Genomic DNA, 23,468 nt, shown 5'->3' on the forward strand with positions numbered 1-23,468 from the left:
ATGGCTACGCTTAAAATGCATCCGCTGGTACAAAAACTTCACCAATCATAATACGCCTTGCTGAGCGGCTCATCGACACTTTTTTGGCTTGCCAGCGGCCATCGACCAGTTCGGTCTTACCGCCGACGAGCAATGTCCCTGATGGATGACCAAAACGTACCTCTGTCAGCTCGCCAGCACCTGCCGCTTGATTGACGAGTGTGCCTTGTGTGGTTGCGGCAGCAGCAATAGCGACCGCGGCTGTACCCATCATGGCGTGATGCAATTGACCCATACTCATGGCGCGTACGACTAAATCAATCTCGTCTGCATCGACCGATTTACTACTAGAGGCCGTATAGCTCTGTGCTGCACCAACCCATGCGAGTTTGGGAATGTGTTGGCTAGTCTGTGCTTCACTTATGTCTTTGAATAGCCCCATTGCCACGCCGCCTGTAGCGCGAATCATCTCAAGCTTGGTAAGTAGCTCGCTGTCGCTATTGATGTCGCCTTGCAACTCCGTACCGGTAAAGCCTAAATCTTCCGCTTTCATAAAAATGGTTGGAATACCAGCGCTGATAAAAGTAGCTTTGACGCTGTCAGAATGTAGACCGCAGCCCGTCACATCGAAGTCATCGACCAAGTTGCCAGTAGGGAACATATCGCTAGTGGCATCTACAGGATCGATAAACTCAATTTTGACTTCAGCAGCTGGGAAGGTGACACCGTCTAATTCAAAGTCGCCCGTCTCTTGAACCTGTACTTTATCATTTGCATCTTTATAGACTGGCACATGGGCGATGATGGTTTTACCGATATTCTCTTGCCAGATAAGGACTTCGCAAATACCGCTTTCAGCATCTTCGTCGATACTATTAGCAATTTTGTCGGCATCGACCAGACCCATATTAATGGCACAGGCACCAACAGCTGCGGTTAAGTTGCCACAGTTTCCCGCCCAATCAATCATAGGCTTTGCGATATTGACTTGGCCAAACAGATAATTCACATCATGATCAGGTCTATCTGATTCGGATAAAATAACCGTCTTTGAGGTGCTGGAGCTACCATTACCTAGACCATCAATCTGCTTACCGTAAGGATCTGGGCTACCGATAACACGTAGCAAAAATTGATCACGTGACTTGCCAGCGACTTGGCAGCGCTCAGGTAAATCAGACAATTTAAAAAACGTACCTTTTGAAGTGCCGCCACGCATATAGGTGGCAGGGATGGGGATTTGGGGGGCGGCGGAAGTGGTGACTTGGGTCATCTTTAAGAGTCCTCTATAATATAATTGAGTCATAAATCCTTTAAAGTATTAGTTTAAAAAAATTAAGGGCTTTCTAATTTCTTTAAAATTAATTCAAATTCATAACAAGACATATTTTCTTCAAATATTTTTCTCAAATCTAGATAGTCGTCCGATATGTAATATAAAGTATCTTGCCTCTTTTGTGAGGTAGCTTGTTTCTTTGATAAAATAACACCAATGCTCATTAATTTCTCAAAAGTCTGGTAGATATTTTTAAATCTATTTTTAGCCTCTCGTTCAAGCTTGTCTGTAAAATAGCCATTGTTCCAAAAATAGCTAATAATCCTTTTTACACTTCTTCGGTTTTCATCTTGCTTTACATCTTTTAATGCAGTTTTCATTTGAAGCAGGTCATCAAGCCCTACAGTATTGCAAGTTGAAAAATCTATATTATTGTTTGAAATATTTGTAGTTAGCCCCTTATGCGACAACTTAGGCTTGAATATAGTATTTTTGAAAATAGTATTATCGTCAAAGACGCATTCTGAAAATCTATCATAGTTATCGAATAGACAGTTATTAAATTTAAGCCCTCTAAAATCGAAAGTTATATTTTTAGAATCTGAATGTAGGTCTATAATACTTAAGTTTTCTATATAGCCGTTTTTTTCGTACATTTCCTGGAGCAATCCAGTCCTTTCGCTTTTATCTAAATTATTACAAATATCTAGTAATAGAATAAATAAAGATGAACTAAGTAACATTAATTTCCTATCATCTTTTAAGTTATTTAGTTGGTAACCACCATCTATTAGAAACATTATTATTAATTTTAAATCTTCTGAAAAATTAGGGCTAAACCTATTTTTTAACATCGACGTAAATTCATTACCAAAACTAACTTGACGAATAAGAAGGCTAAAAATAGTTTCATCGATAGTATCAAAATTCTGATTAGCAAAAAAACTGTAAAGGTGTAAACATTTAAAGTAAGTTGCAAAGAAATCATACCTAAATGATAAATTACCATTATCATGAATAAGAAGAGGGTGATCCTTAAACTTTTTAAGATTTTTGGTTGCATGCATGCTTTCTAATATTTTTTCTAAATGTATTTCATTTAAAATACCATCATAGTCTATAGCTATTTTATTAAATATTTTTATCTGATCATCGATTTCGAGATTATCTAGTTTTATAATTTCACGTTCACATGATTTAGCAACTAAATAGTCATGAACATTAGAGCTATATTGAAGGACTTCGGTTTTAAGATCTTGGGTTAGATTATTTTCATCAGTAATAATATTTTCTTTTATCATATCTAGTATATAAGGTATGTATAGCGCTGGTTCATCTTCGCTACCGTTAATCTTGAAGTCAGATGCTATAGTCATGGATTGACGAATTTTTTTGCTATCACTATTAAAAACTTTGTTGAAATATTTTTCAGCTAGTTTTTCATCAAATGGTTTAAGCCTAAGAGTTCTTAAATCGCCTATTTTTTGTGAATCATCCCAAAAAAAGTCTCTACACGTCATTATTACTTTTGTTTTATTTAAATTTCCCGAGTAGTCATTAAATATAGACTCAATTAAAGTATCGAGTTTAAAGTCACTACCTTTCTTTGCAATTACCTCATCAATACCATCAAGAACTATAACTAGATTTCCATTGTCACTAGAGAGGGCTAATAATTTTTTATTGAACTTTTCTATTAAGTTGTTTTTTATTGCTAATATAGAGTAGAAGTCAAAAACATCTTCTATTTTATCCATCTTCATAATATCGTTAATTATTTCATGAGAGTTCACATATAAAACATTTACATTGCTTTGAGAATTAGATAGGTTTTTTATAAAGTTTTTAACAACAGTTGTTTTTCCACAACCACCACTTCCTTTAAGCACAAGTAAGGGATGGTTGTCACTTCGATACCATTCATTTATCAATAAATCTGCAGTTTTATCTGAGCTTTCCTCTGTATACGGTTTAATAAAATTCTTATTTAAATTTTGACCTTTATAGAACACGTTATTATTAAATAATTCTTCATAAAGCATGACTAAAGAAAATCTATCGATATAGTAAGCTTCTGACTTTTCATAGGATTCTTTAAATATATCAGATATCCTATTTATATCTATAAGCCCGCCTTTTTTGTTTATCGTATCAAGTAGAACAAACAATTTTTCATTTTTATCAATAACATTTAAACTCTTAATATGATCAAACGTCTTATTTTGAGATGTTTGTTTAGTGAAGTACAGGAAATATATTGGGTTTGAAAATTTACCTTCTATACTATAAAGCTCATAACAAATCCCAGTAGTGTAATTTCTTTCACTAGATATGTTTATTATATCTGCATTGGGAAGATTCTTATCTCTAAATGCATCTACAACTTTAAATATTGTAGTTTCATTTTCTGGATAAGATTTTATTTTTATATCTTGTATTATTTCTATTAATTCGCTTATTTGTGAATGATTAGCTATAATATTTTCTGGTGTTTCATCTGATTTTATTTTTCTGATCCAAACATCCCCATTCCTAGTTCCCTTTCCTGTGTTCGATTTTTGTTGTAATAAATAAGGAGCGTTATGTATAGTTAAAACTAAATTTACTGTATTGGAATACTTAATCTCCTCAATTTCTATTAGGCTTTCAATTTCATACAGCTCAGAACTATTTTTAAATTCTGGATAGCAAGAAAATCTATTTCTTATTTTCTTGATCAAATCTTTTTTTAGTTCTTCTAAGTCCATTAGGTCGTCTATATCATTTCCGCTTTTATCTTTAAAATAATTGTTATGTTCTTTAGTCTTCTCATCATAACCGAATATTATATATTTTTTAGGATTTTTTTGGTTCTCTAGACTTATCGTATTGAACATTGCTGATACATCTTTTAATAATTCATTCCATCCTTCTTCTTTCTTTTTAGACTCACCGTTCCAGTACCAATATGATTTAAATTCTAACCAAGTACTTTCATCACTAGCTACTAAATCTTCAAAAAAATCTATCATCTTTTAAGTCCTTTTTTATTAGTTGGCTGTAGCATGGATTTTCTGAATAAAACAACCTATACATCATATATAATACGTAGTCAGCTGAGTTCTATGAATTAAAAAATTTGAACCACCCCATAAGATCCTCAACAAATGGTGATAATAAATAGAAGCGTTATTATGCATAAAATATTGATAAATGTTGAGTAAAATATAAGCAGTAAAATGCGTTATCTATCTATAAGGCTATTTTTTACTTGGTTTATTATTTGCTGGGTTAATAATGATAGCGACAAGAGATAATCGTCAGATAGTTATCATCGACGGTATATACCAACCGATTAACGTCATCGATGCGTCTTGACCAAAGTCCGGATAGGTTTTCTTTTAGGGGTTCAGGCTTGCCAATGCCTTCAAACGGATTACGCTTACATTCGGTGATGAGTTTGTTAATGCGTTTGAGTGTTTTTTTGTCTTGCGTTTGCCAGTATAGATAGTCTTTCCACGCAGCATCTGTCCATGCTAGTTGTTCACTCATTGTTAGACCCTTTGCCTTTGGATGGATTACAGTCTTTGAGTTCAAGCATTTTCAATGTCGCTATCCGTATGCTCATTGTCATCGCTGCTACCATTACTTTTATCACTATCTTCTGCCGTATCAATTAGCTCACGCGTAACAGTCTTGCCAGCTTTATATTGGGCAATAGAGTCCGCTAAGTGCGCTGCATTGGCAGGAGATTTTAGCAGATAGACGGTTTCCATCAGGCTGTTGTAATAATCAAGCGACATCACAACGGCATCATCAGCGTCACGGCGGGTTACGATAGTGGCGTTGGCATCATCATTTACCGTGTCTAGGACGGACTTTAAGTGCTTTCTGGCTTCTGAAAAACTAACGACTCTCATGGCTTACTCCTTTCATGATATTTTGCATAACTTGTACAATATATAGTACATATTACGTCATTGGTTAAGTAAACTCAATATTTACCTACTATCTAGTACTTAGGAGCAAGTGACAAAACTCAGTGTATAGAAAGAAAAAGCAAATAAAAGCCGATGTCATATAAACAGGTTATACAACATCGGCGACTTCTATACTTTACTGCTTATCACGCTAAAACTTACAGGATAGCCTTAGACGATATCAAGCGTACCTTCGATGAATTCTTTAGCAAAGCGCTGTAGCATACCGCCTGCGTTGTACATTTTGACTTCATCAGCCGTATCTAAGCGGCAGATAATCGGCGTCTCAGTGGTACTACCATCGGCACGATGGATTACTAGAGTCATCAACCCGCCAGCAGAGACTTCACCTGTGACATCAAAGGTTTCCGTACCATCGATATTTAGCGTATGGCGAGTCGTACCTTCTTCGAACTGTAAAGGCAGCGCGCCCATGCCAACTAAGTTTTGGCGATGAATACGCTCAAAATCTTCAGCAACGACGGCTTCTACGCCAGCGAGACGCACCCCTTTTGCAGCCCAATCACGACTTGAGCCTTGACCATAGCCATCACCTGCGATGATGATAAGTGGCTGCTCACGGTTCATGTATGTCTCAATCGCTTCCCACATGCGCATGACTTGACCTTCTGGCTCTACGCGAGCCAGTGAACCTTGGACAACCTCGCCATCTTCATCACGTACCATCTCATTCAATAGCTTGGGGTTGGCAAAGGTGGCGCGCTGTGCGGTTAAATGGTCGCCGCGATGAGTCGCATATGAGTTGTAGTCCTCAGCAGGCAAGCCCATGGTATCCAAGTACTCGCCAGCAGCGGACGTACCAAGAATAGCGTTTGATGGTGACATATGATCGGTTGTAATATTATCACCTAGGACAGCAAGTGGACGTAGGCCTGTCAGTTTGTTTTTCTTAGCCATTTTGCCTTCCCAGTACGGCGGACGGCGGATATAAGTGGTCATTTCGCGCCAGTCGTATAGTGGGCTTAATGCCTTGCCCGTGTCTTTTTTGGCTTCATCAAACATAGGAATATATACAGAATTGAACTGCTCAGGCTTAACAGCCGCCGCAACGATGGCATCGACCTCATCATCATCGAACCAGATGTCTTTTAGATAGACGTCATTGCCATCCATATCTTGACCCAGTACATCTTTTTCAATATCAAAACGAATGTTACCTGCGATAGCATACGCAATGACCAGTGGCGGTGACGCTAAGAATGCTTGCTTAGCGTATGGATGAATACGACCATCAAAGTTACGGTTACCCGACAGCACTGCCGTGGTAAATAAATCATTATCAATGATTTCTTTTTCGATATCAGGGTCTAGCGCACCGCTCATACCGTTACACGTCGTACAAGCAAAGCCAACCACATCAAAGCCGATTTCTTGCAATTCTGGCATCAGACCTGCTTCTTCTAGGTACATTTTGACCGTTTTTGAGCCAGGTGCTAAGGATGACTTCACCCAAGGCTTACGTAATAATCCTTTGGCATTGGCGTTACGAGCAACTAAGCCTGCGGCAACCATGTTGCGTGGGTTTGAAGTGTTGGTACAGCTGGTGATCGCAGCGATAATCACTGCGCCATCTGGCATTAGACCATCTTTTGGCTCTGGTAGTTTTTGATCGGGCGCGTGGGCGATACCTTTGGCAACCAAATCATCAGTTGATACGCGGGCATGTGGACGCGACGGGCCTGCCATATTACGACCTACTGACGACAAATCAAACTCAAGCACACGTGCGTACTCGGCTTTTTCCATGCCGTCAGCCCATAGACCTGTCTGCTTGGCATACTGTTCAACCAATTTTATTTGTTCTTCACTGCGACCAGTCAGTCGTAGATAGTCAGTGGTTTGCTCATCGATATAGAACATCGCGGCAGTGGCACCATATTCAGGTGTCATATTAGAGATTGAGGCACGGTCACCAACGGTCAGCTGACGGGCACCTTCACCAAAGAACTCAATATAAGTAGAGACCACACCTGCATCACGTAAGAATTCAGTCATCGCCAGTACCAAATCCGTACCGGTAATGCCTTTTTGTAATTTGCCTGTTAATTTAACACCAACATAATCAGGCAGACGCATATATGATGGGTTGCCTAGCATGACGCTTTCAGCTTCTAGACCGCCGACACCGATTGAGATCACACCTAGGGCGTCGACCATCGGCGTGTGACTATCAGTACCAACTAGCGTATCGGCAAACGCGACTTCTTCACCTGCTTTATTGTGCACAACCTGTACGACAGGTGACATTTTCTCTAGGTTGATCTGATGCATGATGCCGTTGCCAGGCGGTACGACGTTTACATTGTCAAAAGCATACTGACACCAGTTAATAAAGTGAAAACGGTCATCGTTGCGGCGCTCTTCAATCGCACGGTTTTTCTCAAACGCATCTTCTTCAAAGCCTGCATGCTCAACGGCCAAAGAATGATCAACAATAAGCTGAGTTGGCACAATAGGGTTTACTTTAGACGGATCACCACCTTGCTCAGCGATGGCGTCACGCAAGCCTGCCAAATCAACAAAGGCCGTCTGACCCAAGATATCATGACAGACTACGCGGGCAGGGTACCAAGGAAAGTCTAAATCTTGCTTACCCTCGATATGCTGTTTTAGGGCATCGGTTAACTCTTCTGGTGGGCAACGGCGTACTAAATTTTCACACAATACTTTTGAGCAGAATGGTAGCTTGTCATAAGCACCTTCTTCGATACGCTCGACCGCTTCACGGGTGTCAAAGTAGTAAAGGTCAGTATCGGGAAGTGGTTTTTTGAATTCATCGTTCATGGGTTGTACGAGGGCGTTGTCCATAAGTCACCTTTGGCTGTTGGCTAATTTTCATAAATAGTTGAGCGTTAATATCAGGTAAAAAGTCATTCCTTTAGCAAAAACATCGTTTGCGTAGGCTTTGCTAAAGAAGTGATATTAAAAAATAGAAAGGTATGGTTTATATAAAGAGTAATAGGCATATGATGATTAAGCCTAAACAGTCAACAAGACTCAATCATCATATCGTTATCAGCCAGCACTATTGCTCGCTGATAACGTTACTCAATAAGCTGCCTAATAATAAGCATTTAACACTAAATACCTTAGCGCGCACTCATATCTGGCACTGGACGCAGATCTTCACCCGTATACTCTGCACTTGGGCGAATGATACGGTTATTAGCACGTTGCTCAAACACGTGAGCAGCCCAACCAGTCAAGCGTGAGCAGACAAAGATAGGTGTGAACAGTTTGGTTGGGATGCCCATAAAGTGATAGGCAGATGCATGGAAAAAATCAGCATTACAGAACAGTTTTTTCTCGCGCCACATCACTTCTTCACAGCGAACCGATACTGGGTATAACACTTCATCACCGACGTCAGCAGCCAGTTTTTCAGCCCAGCCTTTAATCACCACGTTACGTGGATCTGATTCGCTATAAATTGCATGACCAAAGCCCATGATTTTGTCTTTACGAGCCAGCATGCCCATCATCTCTTCTTCAGCTTCATCAGGTGAGCTAAAACCTTCAATCATATCCATAGCCGCTTCATTCGCGCCGCCATGCAATGGACCACGTAATGAGCCGATGGCACCAGTAATGCAAGAGTGGATATCAGATAGAGTTGAAGCACAGACACGAGCAGTAAAAGTCGACGCATTGAACTCATGCTCTGCATATAAGATAAGCGAGACGTTCATGACTTTTTCGTGTAGCTCATTTGGCTTTTCGCCTTTGAGCAAATGCAAGAAATGACCGCCAATAGTGGCATCATCTGTATCAGTCTCGATACGCACATTATCATGGCTAAAACGATACCAATAGTTGATAATCGACGGGAACGCTGCCAGCATACGGTCAGTTTGATCATTTTGCTGAGCAAAGTCAGTCTCAGTTTCAAGGTTACCGAGCATCGAGCAACCAGTACGTAGCACATCCATTGGATGCGCGTCGCTTGGAATGCGCTCAAGCACATCTTTTAATGCTTGTGGTAGCCCGCGTAGTTTTTTTAGCTTGGCTTGATAGGCATCAAGCTCGCTTTGCGTAGGCAAGTTACCGTATAGCAGCAGGTACGCCACTTCTTCAAAAATACACTTGTCGGCTAGCTCTGATACGTCATAGCCGCGATAGGTCAGACCAGAGCCTGATTTGCCGACGGTAGATAGAGAGGTTTTACCAGCGACTTGTCCGCGTAGACCTGCGCCTGAAAGTTCTTTTTGTGCTGCCATGTTTACATTCCTTTTGTGGGTAGCTTTTTTGGGTGAAAACAGTATATCTAACGATGTTTCTGATGAGAAATTTATTGGTTAATGACTGACTATAGCGCCAGTTGAGCGTTATGCAGGCTGTTCAGGCTGTGGACCGTCTAAGTCGACATTACAACGCTTAAACTCAGCTTCAATAGGGCCGTTCAAGACCTCCATCGCGCTGCCTTCGCCTTCTGCATTATTGATTTCCATATACTTGACACCCAGTGGCGACTCCATAAATGTCTGGATTTCAGTCATTTCTTCTGGAGTGGGGTCAGCCATTGGGGTTGCGACTTCTTCGCCATTCATGACGCGCAATTGCTCATTGCCAAAAGCAAGCAGCTTTTTGCCAACGTCCGACGTATAAAAGCTATCTAGCTCTTTTAACTCTGCATCGGTGAATTGACCTCTATAAAAGCTATCAACTTCGGCTTTACCCAAGTCCTTATTACGCGATTCAAGGCAGCTGACTTGCTCTTCACTGAGCGCACCACTATTGATAATTGGCGCAAACAGTAGACTGTTAACGGTATCTAACGTAATTGTCGTCATGACCAAGTCGTCTTGAGAGACAGCATCTGATGGCACAACTTGGGTCGCAGCAGTATCGGTTGCTTCACTGGTAGTTGTGTCAACGTTATCGACGGTTTCTGGCGTGTTATCACAGCCAGTTATGAGTAGCAGTGCCGCCAGCGTACTACTGAGTAGTAACGCTCTAAAAGCAGTATGAGAAGTAAGCAATGACATAAATAACCTAAAGGTAAATGAATACGAATTTTAAGAAGATAAAACACCCAGAGGTAGTTTATCTTCGCAGCGTTAATAACAACCAATCGCTAGTTACTTGTTACTAGCAAATAGCTTGTCTAATGTCTGCTCAAACTCATGATAATTTAAGAAGTCATAAAGCTCCATGCGAGTCTGCATGGTATCGACGACTTTGTCTTGTGTGCCATCATTGAGTAGATGCTGATAGACGTTCAGTGCCGCTTTGTTCATGGCGCGGAAGGCTGATAGCGGATACAGCACCATCTCGACGCCCACACTATACAACTGATCAGTGGTGTATAGATCTGTCTGACCAAACTCTGTCATGTTGGCCAGTACAGGAATGTCCAATACATCAGTAAACTTATGATACATCTCGATATCGGTTAGCGCTTCTGCAAAAATCATATCTGCACCCGCTTCTTGGAACGCAACAGCACGTTCAACCGCAGCATCCAACCCTTCTACCGATAAGGCGTCAGTACGAGCCATCACTACAAAATCAGGGTCAGTTTTGGCATCTAATGCTGCTTTTAGACGATCTACCATCTCTGAGATGCTGACGATTTCTTTGTTAGGACGATGGCCACAGCGCTTTTGAGCGACTTGGTCTTCGATATGTACAGCAGCGACGCCTGCTTTTTCCATTTTTCTAATCGTTTGAGCGATGTTAAACGCGCCACCAAAGCCTGTATCGATATCTACCAGCAGCGGTGTATCGACTGCGTCAGTGATACGGCGAGCATCTTCTAATACATTATCGAGACTGGTCATACCAAGATCAGGTAGACCAAATGAAGCATTGGCCACGCCAGCACCAGAGAGATACAGCGCTTGATGACCGACTTGGGTGGCCATCATCGCTGTATAAGCGTTGATAGCACCTGCGATTTGTAATGGTTGATTATTGTCATTTTTTTGAGTGAGAGCACTGCGAAAGCGCGCGCCTGCTGAAGAAGTTGTCATGCTAGTATCCTTGCAGATAGAGAAAGTATTATCGTTGTTGTGACTAATTATACCCAATTATTGACCTCTAAAAAGCTCGCTAATAGAATTATTAATTATCTAAAATAAAAATATATATTAAAATATTTAACAGTATTCATAATACGAATAGCATTATGTTTATATTGATGTTCCATTAGAATAAGTATTCATATTGCTCAAATAACCGTATTAGATAATAATCCATATTTTACATTTAGTTACAATTACTAGACCTATATTTTCTCTTTTGTTGAGAGTTAACCATCAAAAAAGCCCTAATAGCTAAGCTATTAGGGCTTTTGTTTGAGCCAGACTATAAATCTTAGTTTAAGAGAATAGACCTGCTAGGTTTGCTAAGAACAACAATGCAAAACCTGCCAAGAATATCAAACCTGCGATAGATAGTGCATTCATACCTGCTGATAGTTTCTTATGTTTTTTGACCAGTGAATAATTCAACCAACCAAAGATAGGTGCAGAGACAAATGCCGATATCATGGCAAACTTAAGCATAGCGCCTAATTGTCCGGTAAAGAACGTGATAATCACAAGCCCGCCACCGATAGCATAAGTCGTCCAAAAAGCGATCTGCTTTTTATTGATCTCACTCTCGCCTTTAAGCAAACGCCAGCACTCAGCGTTGGCGCGTCCATAACCATCAGCACAGGTAATAGTCGTGCCGAACATACACATAAAGGCGACAAAGGCCACCAGTAGTCTCGACCATTCACCAATAGTTGCGGTATACATATTAATCAGCTGGTTGATATACGCGCCGCCAACCAATTCAATCTCTTGCCCTGAGCCATACTGGACAAATACACCTAATGATAAGAAAAACAACGCCAAAACCGCTGAAACCGCATAACCCACATTAAAATCTAACAAGCCTTGGCTGTGTGTCGTGTGATCTGCTTTCACCTTGGCAGAAGTCCACATAGAAGTGATCGCTGCAAATTCAAGCGGTGCTGGCATCCAGCCCATCAGCGCCACAATAAAGCCTAATGTCGCCAAATTCCAAGGAGAGGCGGCAACAAAATCTACTGCCATCACGGTTGGCTTGCCAGCAGCAATGATAACCGCTGCGATGGTCGCTGTCGTAAGCGCAATCATAATCCACTTAGTGACGCCATCAAGTAGCTTATAGTGACCGGCTATCAAAAAGAACCAAGAGACCGCAACGATGATGAGAGACAACGCCATCGTCGATAGTCCAAGGGAGGCGGGTAGCATAAAGCCCAAAATTACTGCCGCAATCAGTGAGACCGCACCAGTGCTAATGACCGCTGATAGGATAGAGAGAATAAAATACACCCATAGATATAGCTTTGAGCGTTTGGCGTAGCCTGCAATTAAGCTCTCACCAGTATCGTAGACATAATCCGTTGCAAAGCGAAAAAACGGATACTTAAAAACGTTGGCCAAAACAATCATGATCGCAAGCTGCCAGCCATATATGGCACCAGCCTGTGTTGACGAAATCAGATGCGATCCACCGATTGCAGCGGTCGCCATTAAAATACCTGGACCAAAGATGCGCCAACTAAAGCCTTCTTGCTGTGCTGTGACCGTATCGTCAGTGGTACTTGGGTTATTGAGTGGTTGTGTGGTCATGAATACCTCTAAATGTTTAAAACGGCAAATTATCACTTACCTGTGTCAGCTTGCCAATGATCAGTAGACAATCGATTTATGAGTTGTTTTCTCTATAACGATTAATCTTGTATCGACTTTAGCACACCAATACGCTTCAGGAGAATGATTATTCTATTTATTAATAGTGATAGTTATTACTATTTGTTTGCATTGCCATTCTTTTTGGTTAGCATAATCACTCGCTAATATCAAGCATTAGTGAGTGATTATTTTTTAGCGGTTCTTTATAACACAATATCTATCCGATATCTGCTCATTTAAGCTTGAGAGACAAACTTTTGCGGTCGGTACGTAATACCTCGCTGCTCGTATACTTGATAGATGGCGCTCAATAAATTAGAGATACTTGGGTGGACAAAGTCTTTGAGGGTATGTAAGTAGATAGGGGAGGTGACATTTTCGTGTACCAAACGTTGATAGCTTATTTGTTCGGTACGTACGGTTTTTAGGCTGGCAGGTACCAAAGTAATACCTTCTCCGGCCGCGACCAAACCTAGTGCTACTTGCAAGTCACTTACCGTCGTCGTCATATACGGAGATATGCCGTACTGTGCAAATAAATGTAGTAAAGGTTCAGTGATCGGCTTATTAGATGCAAGTTGCTCGCCAGCATCAGCTCTGATTGGTTCATCTAACTGGGTGTTGTCTGAATAACTACGAGCGTGCGCCGAAGGCGTTACTGTGGCTGCTATCGGTAAGTGCGTTTGATGGTATAAAATCAAGCGGTTGTTTGCCAGATCTATCAACCGCTGCTCATCTACATAGGCAAGAGGATGCGATTTGGGTAGTGCGACCACATAGCGCTCATGACGCAGTAGTATTTGCTGAATCCAAGGGTCTTGATGCGCAAAACGCCCAAAACCCACGTCAATATCACCAGACTTGAGCGCCTCCATTTGCTGATATGAGCTAATATCTTTTAGATTAACCTCGATATCAGGGTCAGACTGTTTTAGCTTGGCGATGATTTCGGGTAGTAGACCATATAGCACCGAGGGCACAAACCCAATGTTGAGCGCAGTACTTGGCGCGGACAAGCGCTGGGTCATACTGGTCACGGTCTCGATTTCTGTCAGTATGGTGCTTATCTTATCGTAAAAGAAACTGCCCGCTTCAGTCAGATGCAGAGGTCTATGGTAGCGATCAATCAGCACCACACCGATATCGGTTTCTAGCTGCTTAAGTAGACGGCTCAAACTTGGCTGCGACAGCCCTGTTTTTGTCGCAGCAGCACTAAAGCTACGTAAATCTGCGACCGCAATAAAGGCATTAAGCTGTTTTAAATCCATATTATTGAGCCTATCATGATATATAGTCTTCATTAGGTGTTGTCTGAATAGGTGTGTATGCAATCATTTGAGATGATACGCATAAATATTAGTGATATCGAACAAATTGTGCTTGAAGATAGGAGTGTGAGCAACTATATTGAGAACTAATGGTGCTGTTACATTTTAGCAAGAAAATTATCATTCATCTTAGCAATCATTTACTGTCAGTTGAATAAACTGGCTTGGTGTTATTCTATGAGCGACGACAAAAAAAACATCGGTACTGACTTTGATGAAGAGTTGGCCAAACTGGTGCAAGAAAAGTCGCGTAAGCGTACCAAAAACGATATCTATGAGCGTTTTATTAGCCGTGTTAAGAGCACTGAAGATGACGAAAACATAAGTAACACAGATAAGTTAAAACCACTGAACACGGCAAATAAGCTACCTGCTTTTGAGCCTTTGAGTGCAACAGAGCTACTACTCTTTGAAGAAGACAATAGCGATCAAGCGCAAGTTTTAGAACCAGTAGATATCAAAACAACAAACGCTACCTTTGATTTTTCAAATCAAAACGCACTGTCCCAGATCAGTCGACCGAGTACAGATGCGCTTAGTGGTACTCTTAAAAGCAACACTCTGAGCAAGAATAATTATACGGAAACCCAGCGCCTCGATACTGGCTTGGACGATCAGTATGTAGACGATAATGAGGAGACAGATACTTCTTTTACTGATGAAGATTCGGATACTGAAGGCACATCATCAGAACCACATATCGCAGAGACAGCACCCTCACAGAGTACGACCACAAGTAATAAAAAACCTATCATCATTGGTATGATTTTTGGCTCATTACTGATCGCTATAATAGTGCTCACACTCATATTCACAGGTGTATTATCAACCTCTACATCTGAGGCTGATCGTAGTCTCGACAACAGCGCAGAAGCAGCACCTACTACAACCGATACGGCAGCTACAAACCTTGATTCAACTACTGTTAACGCTGATAACCAACCTACCACAGAACCTAGCTCTGACGATGACGCACTAGTACCAGTTATACAGCAAAGCACTCCAGATGACGATGTACAAAACATACCTAAAATACCTATGAGCGATGAGGTAGAGGAAGAGATTGCCAGCGATGTAACTACCTCAGAGGCCGAGGCAGCCATCACTTATGAGGATTTCAGGGAAGAGTCACAGACCACATTATATCGCGAGACCAACGATTAATTCAGTATGTAGTATCGTGTTGGCATCTATCATCATCCCATAACATTCTATCTAGCAGCTGACACCATCTAACCGCTATTTTCTAGATTTATTAAAAACGCTGTAAAAAACTGACACTTTAGTGCCATCGGTCATCTAATTTTGCGCATTGGTACCAAAAGACATTGTAATGTAACAAAAATACCATATTATTATACATATAAGGCGATTAGCAAACCGTCAATCATATGGACTGATTTGGTACTTACTTATGGACAGCTTAGAGAATTCAGGTAGTAAAGGTATAAATCGACCTACCAGCATGTTGTCTCCTACAAATACCAATAAACGACGAAGCACTGTGTTTACCATAGTCAGCGTCTTTCTTATTTTTGTAGTAGTGACCGCATTTGTCTCTTATCGTATCTCATCAACTATCTCTCAAACCTCAAATTCGGGAACTGGTTTAACCATTAGCCATGAGCACTCTTTGCTTTCTAGCCCAGAACACATACAGAACCCAGATATCCAAGTCAGCCATGTCATAACTGATGTTAGAGAATCAGACACCATTATTAACTATAATGAGTTTAAACAAGAAGCTCAAAACATACTGTTCCGTGAAGAAGAGGAAATCATACAGGCGCAGTCCAATCCACATACGCAGTCCAATCCACATAGTATCGCGCCTACGGTTAGCACAGAAGGTTTTAGAACAGAAGCGGATAAGACCTTATATCGTGATAGTGAGTATTGAATGTCAGTAATTGATGGTGATGGTTACCGTATCGGTGTACTGATCGGGCATAAAATCCGTACTCGGGACAGTGACGTATACTGTCTGAGAAGTGCTCGTACCGGTCCCACTACCAGTGACGCCATTGCCAGTCGCGTTTGCTACGTTACCCCATATGGCACCACTAGGACCTGCAGTACGGCGTAACTGATAAGGTACCTTGTCTGTATTGCTATCAGTACCACTCATCACACCAGCGCCAGCTGTATCACCGTTCGATGGTGCCAGCCCGATATAGTAGGGCGCTGCATTTGTACAAGTTATGTCGATAGCATCATTATTACTGCCGACGATAGTGGTCTGATTGGCCATTTGATTGCCCAAATTGATATCAGAGGTTGCATTGATAAGGCAGCTAGGCACTACTGTTGCCTGAGCGCTAAATAGTAATGGTTTTGTTTCCTTGCCAATGTCGGTAATACAGTTAGGGGTAGATAATAGCGCTAAGGTATCCGAATAAGTAATAGCAGTACCACTGGTGTTAAAATTGTTGATATATGTGCCTTGTGTGGCAAGGTTATTACTATAGCTTGGTAATAAAGACAGCTTGATTGGCACATCGACTGAGATACTACCTCTGGGGGCAATGGTATGTACGACCGATTTGTAGACTGAACCAGGCGTATTGCCCCATATTCGCTCTCCTGGTAACGTCATATTAAAGGCTAGGCGAGAGTTATTAATGGTGTTCTTCAAAAATCGTGGCGATATCACACTTGGGTTATTGTCACCACCATCAGCTGATAGGCAAACAGATACCTTCATACTAAGCAGCAGGTCAGTATTCTTACAGGTGTAGTTTAGCGTTGCATTGATACTGGCATCGTCAGCGTTGCTGGGTGTGAGCGCTGTACTTATAGTAATAAGGCTAGGGCTGACACTTGCGTTACAGTCTGCTGTCAAAATAGCATTGGCATGGCGAGCCGGTAGACAGCAGCCCATCAGTAGCACAACCCAATAACACCATTGATATACCGATTTCATGGCTGTTCCTTTTCGCAAGTAATCGGACCAATAAGCGGAATGTTATTGTCCTGATGCTGATAATCAAAGCGTACTTGGCAAGTATTGCCGTCAGGTGTAGTGACGTGTAGTACGTTTTTTTCAGCCAATATATCTAGATATACCTCACCATCAAAGCCCACGAAAGCATCTAATGTATCTACATTATTTACAGTTTTATTCGATATTACCTTTACCTGACTACCTAAGGGTAAGTGGGTACCTGTACCATCTTGTAGAATAACAGATGCTGCATTCACTGGTGTCATGTCTATATTTACTATCATGCCCACTTGTTCTGCTGGCGTTGCTTTCATACTGACTTGATCGACTCTCATGTTGGCAGGCAAATCCATAGGATTGATGCTTATTTTGTTATCCTGATAGGCATTGAGCGGGGATAGTAGCAATAATCCTTTATCATTGGTTCTGCCAATTGGACTGTTCTGCAATAGGATTGGCACATCAGCCACACCGCTTGTAGAGACAACGGCAAAGCTACTATTGATACTCTTTGATGCAAATAGCCCGCCGCCCATCATAACCAGAGCACCTGACGCACCGCCATACAAAGAATGATGATCCTCATTTAAGGTTATACCTGCTTTCAATTGTCCATAGCGTCCAAGATGGTTCAATTCCGCTAGTATGTCATGACGGTCCGCACTATAGCGAGATTGCGCGCGCCAGCCCATACCGCCAATATTGGGTGCCGCTTGTACCACATCAGCGACCAACAAAGATTGCTGCCCTTGCTGTTGCAAACTGCTACTTGCTGCGCGCTGTTGACCCAGTGATATAGAGGCACCAATGAGTACACTGCTATCAGCATTGTGAAAGTCGTGGTTCAGGTTGGCAATTAGCCGTATACGCTGGCCTATGTTTTTGCTCCAGTAGGCACGCGCAAGTTTTATTGAGTCCTGCTGATCGTACGTGACTTTATTGTAGCCAATACCAAAGCTTCCTGCATATTGGGTATTATAACCTGCTGATATCTGCTCGCTTCTATGAATAGGGGTGGATCCGTATTTGGCAGCAATGTCGCGATAGTTACCCTGTGTACCAGTAATCCCGACTCCTATATTGATACGACGGTTACTCCACGAATAGTTTGCACTATATTGCATACCATCAGCGTCTATATCCTGGCTACCCGCTAGCGATACAAACAAAACCCCACCGGTACGTCCTAATAGCCATGTGCCGCCCATACCTGCATTTTTGAGATTTTTGGTCGCTTCTATGTGAGTTTCTGCAGTGAATCGGTTGTTTAGACCGTAACGCCACGTACCACTAGCGGCGATGTCTTTAGCATAATGAAAGGACTCAATACCGTAATCTTTACGGACAGCGCCTACTTCAAATGACCAGTCTGATAACCCTGATTGCAATAATCGATGTGTGTTATATAAAGGAAAATCGAGCGTTTGGTTTTGACCTAGGGCATCAGTTACAACCAATTGTGCCATACCTGCACCCTCAAAGCTTGGCACGGTGGTCAGCTCAAAGGGACCTGCAGGCACGTTGGTATCAAACTGCTTAAGTCCATTGACATAGAGTTCTACTGCCGACGGCAGCGTCGCTTTACCAAAAAATGACGGTAGCGGTGTGGTTGTCTTATAAGGTTGCAGTGCAAAATTGCTACCGACCTGTAGACCACCTAGACGTGTGGGGCGCGTCCATGATAATGCACTGGTCAGCATATCACCTGCTTGAATACTCAACAGACTATCAGGAAATGACTGACGCCAGCTGGTATCTAAGCGTACCGTACGATGGTGCCAACCATCTTGAGCATGACTTTGTGCTGCCGTGATTGCTGTGTTTTTTAGTACCCCAAGTTGATTGAATGCTCGCATCTCTGTATAAGCATTGAGGCTATGGGTACTATCATCACCGTATGTGCCATATAGCGAATAGTTCAACAAGACGCCAGGCGATGTATGAGCCGTTGAGTGTTTAGGGCGATAAGTGCGATATACCGCTGGTTCTATGTCCAGAGCATCGATGGGCGCTATAAGGGTTAGGGTTTGCAAGCGAGCATTATAATCGATACTCAGTCCAGGGATATCACTTAGTGAGAGCGGTGTCACTGTGCTAGGGGGCAGCAAAAAACCAATGTGCCGTAATACATTGGCGCTTGCCCATAACTGCTCATCATGATGAATGAAATGAACCAAGCCGACATTCGAGCCATTCAACGTCACTTCTAGATATAAATCAAGACCTTCGTCCGGGTCGTTTGAACCTAACTCTGCACGTACGTCCTTTATATATGAATCGCTATGATCGCTTAGACCAAGTTTTGCCAGTCTTTGCTGATCAGCCTGATCTACTAGCGAATCAGCAGCATGGACACTAGATGTGACAGTGATGCCTAACACCAAGTTAGTGATCAATACCTGATAGCGTGATGTCGGGTATGATTTTATCTCCATTCATAAGCACCTCAAATTGACCACCCGCGGTGAGTACGGTGGGTGGTAGCTCGAACACCCATGTCATGGTGGCACCTGGTAATACGTAACCTAATAACCCTCTGGCAAGAACAGTATGGTTGTTACGCTTGTCTACAAAACTTAGTGCTGCGAGCTGGGCATGAGCATTACCACTATTGCTCACCTGCAGAGTTATCTGCTTGGTACTAGGCTGTCTCTGCATCTGCCACTGTAATATCGGCTGAGGTTTCTCTATAGATTTGGGCTGAATAAACACAGGCACAGAGTAACTTAAAACAAACTGTATCCCAGATTTTTTATTGGTCGTGTCGATGGGCAGCTCATTGATCAATAAACGATAGGCATCTTCTACGCCTGCGTCCTTGTTTATTTGCGTATTGGTTTTGATAATACGAACAAGCTGCTGTTCACTAGGGTTAAGTGATAGCATCGGCGGGCTGGCAAGTAGCCCACGTGATAGCTGTAATTGATCACCCGTACTATCTTGTGTCCAGTGATACACGCGTATTTGTGCACTGACCTTATCATGACCTGTATTCATCAATGTCAAACCGTCGGCATTTTGGTGACTCTGTAGCGAAAGGGAGATAGGAGATACTTGTAGTCCGCTCGCGCTTGCGCCACTACTATATATAAGTGTTCCAAAGAATCCACATATCGCAATGTGTCGTAACCTGTGACCTAACATGGTTGTCAGTAGGTCACATTGACAGCGACAGTGTCAGAGTAAACACCAGGCTCAACGTCTGTTGTAGAAGTCACTTTGGCATAGACCTTATAGCTGTCGGCCGCAATCGCCAATCCATTACCGATACCAGAGACGCCATTGCCATCGTCAGTTAGGTTTCCAGTATTGCCCCAAGCAGAACCACCTGCTGTCTGCGTCAACTGATAACCAATCGTGGCGCTATCAGGTCCTGTCATAACACCAGCGCCTGATGTATCGTTATTGGATGGTGTTAAGTTCACGATATAAGGCGTGTTCTTAGAGCAGGTTACGGAGATGTCATTGGCAGATGATTGTTCAGCAATATCTACTATCGCTGTATTGGCCACATAAGTACCAAAATTGATATCTTGATTGCCTGTTGTGGAGGCGACAGAACAAAAAGAAGTGATTGTTAGCTTAACATCAAAGGTGCCTGTTGCAGTCGCGGCCTGAGCAGTAGAAACGGCTGCTAAGCTACTAATAGCAAGAAAAGCGGTAGTAATTAGGTTTTTTTTCGATGACATGATTATTCTCCAAAATTATTATTTCGAGCGTTTATCAATACAACGTAGCGTTTTTATATGTACCTGCTCAGCACCTTCAGTGACCAGTTTAGTGAATAGAGTAATTATTAAGGATGCCTACAGAAACCATAAAACAAATATATCTAATTTATTATTGCACAACTTTTGTTTGATTGCACGGCAAATATATAGTGCTTTGATCATTGCCAGTTATCACTAAGCTATTGGCTAATGATCATTACGATTTGGTATACGCTTGATGTCACATCTTATTTATCTGCTGTACACAGAGATGAGGATTTTTTTGGTTTAATACATCATGCTCTTTTGTATGTCATCTGTTGCGCTCAACGCTACCGCGACGAAAGTGGCAACTGTCGCACTGTTATTGGACTGCTTGTATTGGATATGCACGGGTATGTGTGTGCTGACGTTGTTTAGTGTCATAAAGTGACACCTTTCACTATAAAGCTTGCGTACACAATAGGGCGCAATCGCTACCCCTAAGCTTGCAGCCACTTCAGTCACCAAAGTTTGCATGTGTTTTGGTTGGCTAATGATATTGGGTGAAAACCCAGCCTGCTTACACAGTGTGATGATCTCATCAAAGAGACCAACCGCTTCATCACGATTAAAAATAATAAATTTATCGTTTTTTAGTTGCGCTAAATCAATGGTTGTCTGATCGGCTAACGCATAGCTTTGGTTCACAATTGCTACCAACTTGTCGACATAAATACTGTGGCTGATAAAGTCATCGGCAATGGCGCTTGGCAATGGTCTTGAAAAAGCAATATCGATGCGGTCATTGTTGAATGCTTCTATTTGTTCGGTCACCGTCATCTCAAACAATGACACATGCACATGCGGAAATTTTTCTTTATAACTGCGTACCAGTTTAGCCATAAAGGTTAGGCAGGCCGAGCTTAGATGCGCAATATTGAGTGTGCCGACTTGTCCATCATGGGCATGCTTGACTTGTGTCTTAGCTTGTTCTAACAAAGTCAAAATAGTGGCAGCGTCTTTTAGCAGCTGCTCGCCAGCGGGCGTGATAGTTACCTCACGAGAAGTACGATTAAACAGAACAACACCCAATTCGGTCTCTAATGATGAAATATGACGACTGATAGCAGGTTGTACAGTATACAGCTCACGCGCCGCTTCCGAAAAGCTCTGATATATGGACACTGCCATAAAGCTTTTAAGTGTTTTTATATCCATATCATGAATTCCTTTTATTAATGTCTTTCATCAAAATCTTGCTCAGTCTTAATTTTTATCTATACATTATTCGTATGGATTCAATCATATATTATCGTTTTTGTTATGGATTGATAGATTCTATACTTGCGGCATGATTTATTAAGCCGAACAGTTATACCAGTAATAGATATCGAAATGACTAAGGACACATATGAACCAATTAAAAACCGCAGGTAGTTTAACCTTACTGTGTATTGCCAGTTTGACCATTATGGTCGGTACGTTACTGGCACCCGGCTTGGTTAGCATTTCGGCAGGTTTGGGTATTACCGACAACAGCGTGCTATTAATTACCTTGCCGTCATTGGGTGCGGTGGTATTTGCGCCACTGGCTGGCAAGTTAATCGATAAATATGGCGCGTATAAACTCTTGATGATTGGTTTGTTTTTATACGGACTTGCGGGCGCCAGTGCTTATCTTCTACATGGGCCAGCACAGGTGTTTAGCAATCGGTTTCTATTGGGCGGTATAACGGCAGTCGTCATGGCGAGCTGTACGGTACTAATCTCAACGTGGTATCAGGGTGAGGCGCGTCTAAAAATGATTGCCAAGCAAGGGATGTCCATTGAGCTGGGCGGGGTCATCTTCTTGTTTTTAGGTGGCTTGCTGGCTTCACAGTTTTGGGCATTACCGCTATCGATTTATTTGATTGCGTGGGTGTTCTTAGCCATGCTACTACTGTTTGTACCACGGCATCATGCAACTGCTGTAAACCATGAGCAGATTAATGAGGACGATAGCAAAACCATCATTAGTGGCTTATTTATAAAAAATGTGTATCTTATCTCAACTTTAGCGATGACCATCTTTTTCACATCGACCGTGTTACTGCCCATCACCATGAATGAGTTGAGCTATAACGAATCACAAATTGGTCAACTTCTGGCCTTTATTTCTTTGGTAGCGGTCGTTACCGCAGGCTTTATGCCAAAAATAATCAAATGGTTGAATGAACCAAAAGTATTGGCATTGGCATTTTTAGCGTTTGCATTGTCATACATTTGCTTTACGCAAGCCAGTACCTTGCTACTAACATTAGGCGCGCTATTGATCGGTATTGGCTTTGGTTTCAGTATTCCGCTGTTGAACCATATGACGGTAGAGCTAAGTGCTGCTAACGTACGCGGCCGTAACTTATCCTACTTTACGATGGCAGTGTTTTCTGGTCAGTTCTTTACCTCATTTATGGAGTACATGCCGGGAGGCGCACATAATGTGTTTATTATGTGCAGTGTGTTCAGCGTTATCATCAGCGTGGTGTTATTTGTGAAAGGTCGTAAATTTGCTTGATAGATTTCTATAGTGCTATAGAGATAAAGCAGAAAAAGGGAAAGGGTT

The 23,468-nt window shown here is 41.9% G+C and carries 17 protein-coding genes and 1 pseudogene; 3 read left to right on the forward strand and 15 right to left on the reverse strand.

Annotated features, from left to right (window positions below; genetic code table 11):
- Positions 1-10: 10 nt before the first annotated feature.
- The 10 genes and pseudogenes from prpF to AC5JPT_RS03065 all read right to left on the reverse strand — a co-directional run bounded on the left by prpF (position 11) and on the right by AC5JPT_RS03065 (position 14,173).
- Complete coding sequence (gene prpF, locus AC5JPT_RS03020; protein WP_493857070.1) at positions 11-1,252, reverse strand: 2-methylaconitate cis-trans isomerase PrpF; 1,242 nt, start codon at positions 1,250-1,252, stop codon at positions 11-13.
- A 62-nt stretch (positions 1,253-1,314) separates the two neighbouring features.
- Entirely contained in the window at positions 1,315-4,266 is a 2,952-nt protein-coding gene (locus AC5JPT_RS03025; protein ID WP_493857071.1) for a P-loop domain-containing protein, read from the reverse strand.
- Positions 4,267-4,525: 259 nt separating this feature from the next.
- Entirely contained in the window at positions 4,526-4,786 is a 261-nt protein-coding gene (locus AC5JPT_RS03030) for a Txe/YoeB family addiction module toxin (protein ID WP_493857072.1), read from the reverse strand.
- A gap of 107 nt (positions 4,787-4,893) precedes the next feature.
- Positions 4,894-5,154, reverse strand: a pseudogene (locus AC5JPT_RS03035) (type II toxin-antitoxin system Phd/YefM family antitoxin); the annotation flags it as partial.
- A 231-nt stretch (positions 5,155-5,385) separates the two neighbouring features.
- The gene (acnD, locus tag AC5JPT_RS03040; RefSeq protein WP_493857073.1) at positions 5,386-8,043 is read right to left on the reverse strand and encodes a Fe/S-dependent 2-methylisocitrate dehydratase AcnD; all 2,658 of its coding nucleotides are present in this window, start codon (positions 8,041-8,043) and stop codon (positions 5,386-5,388) included.
- Between the two features lie 281 nt (positions 8,044-8,324).
- Positions 8,325-9,452, reverse strand: coding sequence for a bifunctional 2-methylcitrate synthase/citrate synthase (gene prpC, locus AC5JPT_RS03045; protein ID WP_493857074.1), 1,128 nt, complete (start codon positions 9,450-9,452; stop codon positions 8,325-8,327).
- A gap of 108 nt (positions 9,453-9,560) precedes the next feature.
- A complete protein-coding gene (locus tag AC5JPT_RS03050; protein ID WP_493857075.1) occupies positions 9,561-10,220 on the reverse strand; it encodes a DUF2059 domain-containing protein in 660 nt (219 codons plus the stop codon).
- A gap of 93 nt (positions 10,221-10,313) precedes the next feature.
- Positions 10,314-11,207 carry a methylisocitrate lyase gene (gene prpB, locus AC5JPT_RS03055; protein WP_319051673.1) on the reverse strand — a complete coding sequence of 298 codons (894 nt, stop codon included), beginning with the start codon at positions 11,205-11,207 and terminating at the stop codon, positions 10,314-10,316.
- Between the two features lie 348 nt (positions 11,208-11,555).
- Positions 11,556-12,842 carry an NRAMP family divalent metal transporter gene (locus AC5JPT_RS03060; RefSeq protein ID WP_493857076.1) on the reverse strand — a complete coding sequence of 429 codons (1,287 nt, stop codon included), beginning with the start codon at positions 12,840-12,842 and terminating at the stop codon, positions 11,556-11,558.
- Between the two features lie 299 nt (positions 12,843-13,141).
- Positions 13,142-14,173: a LysR family transcriptional regulator gene (locus AC5JPT_RS03065; RefSeq protein WP_493857077.1), complete on the reverse strand. Its 1,032-nt coding sequence runs from the start codon at positions 14,171-14,173 to the stop codon at positions 13,142-13,144.
- Positions 14,174-14,410: 237 nt separating this feature from the next.
- Here AC5JPT_RS03065 and AC5JPT_RS03070 point away from each other — a divergent pair, with 237 nt between their 5' ends.
- Both AC5JPT_RS03070 and AC5JPT_RS03075 read left to right on the forward strand, forming a co-directional pair.
- Positions 14,411-15,397: a hypothetical protein gene (locus AC5JPT_RS03070; protein WP_493857078.1), complete on the forward strand. Its 987-nt coding sequence runs from the start codon at positions 14,411-14,413 to the stop codon at positions 15,395-15,397.
- A 340-nt stretch (positions 15,398-15,737) separates the two neighbouring features.
- On the forward strand, positions 15,738-16,133 hold the full coding sequence (locus AC5JPT_RS03075; protein ID WP_493857079.1) for a hypothetical protein: 396 nt from the start codon (positions 15,738-15,740) through the stop codon (positions 16,131-16,133).
- 3 nt (positions 16,134-16,136) lie between these two features.
- On the opposite strand, the gene AC5JPT_RS03080 is transcribed toward AC5JPT_RS03075, so the two are convergent.
- From AC5JPT_RS03080 to AC5JPT_RS03100, 5 genes are all read right to left on the reverse strand, one after another.
- Positions 16,137-17,156 (reverse strand): Csu type fimbrial protein, encoded by a 1,020-nt coding sequence (locus AC5JPT_RS03080; protein ID WP_493857080.1) that lies wholly within the window; start codon positions 17,154-17,156, stop codon positions 16,137-16,139.
- On the reverse strand, positions 17,153-19,612 hold the full coding sequence (locus AC5JPT_RS03085) for a fimbria/pilus outer membrane usher protein (protein WP_493857081.1): 2,460 nt from the start codon (positions 19,610-19,612) through the stop codon (positions 17,153-17,155). Before AC5JPT_RS03085 ends, AC5JPT_RS03080 begins: the two co-directional genes overlap by 4 nt.
- Positions 19,563-20,321 (reverse strand): fimbrial biogenesis chaperone, encoded by a 759-nt coding sequence (locus tag AC5JPT_RS03090; protein WP_493857082.1) that lies wholly within the window; start codon positions 20,319-20,321, stop codon positions 19,563-19,565. The genes AC5JPT_RS03085 and AC5JPT_RS03090 overlap by 50 nt, the downstream gene beginning before the upstream one ends.
- Positions 20,322-20,326: 5 nt before the next feature.
- A complete protein-coding gene (locus AC5JPT_RS03095; protein WP_493857083.1) occupies positions 20,327-20,866 on the reverse strand; it encodes a Csu type fimbrial protein in 540 nt (179 codons plus the stop codon).
- Between the two features lie 309 nt (positions 20,867-21,175).
- Positions 21,176-22,087 (reverse strand): LysR family transcriptional regulator, encoded by a 912-nt coding sequence (locus AC5JPT_RS03100; RefSeq protein WP_493857084.1) that lies wholly within the window; start codon positions 22,085-22,087, stop codon positions 21,176-21,178.
- Between the two features lie 193 nt (positions 22,088-22,280).
- On the opposite strand from AC5JPT_RS03100, the gene AC5JPT_RS03105 reads away from it, so the two are divergent.
- The gene (locus AC5JPT_RS03105; RefSeq protein WP_493857085.1) at positions 22,281-23,420 is read left to right on the forward strand and encodes an MFS transporter; all 1,140 of its coding nucleotides are present in this window, start codon (positions 22,281-22,283) and stop codon (positions 23,418-23,420) included.
- Positions 23,421-23,468: the final 48 nt, after the last annotated feature.

The sequence above is a fragment of the Psychrobacter sp. H26 genome, assembly GCF_059073035.1.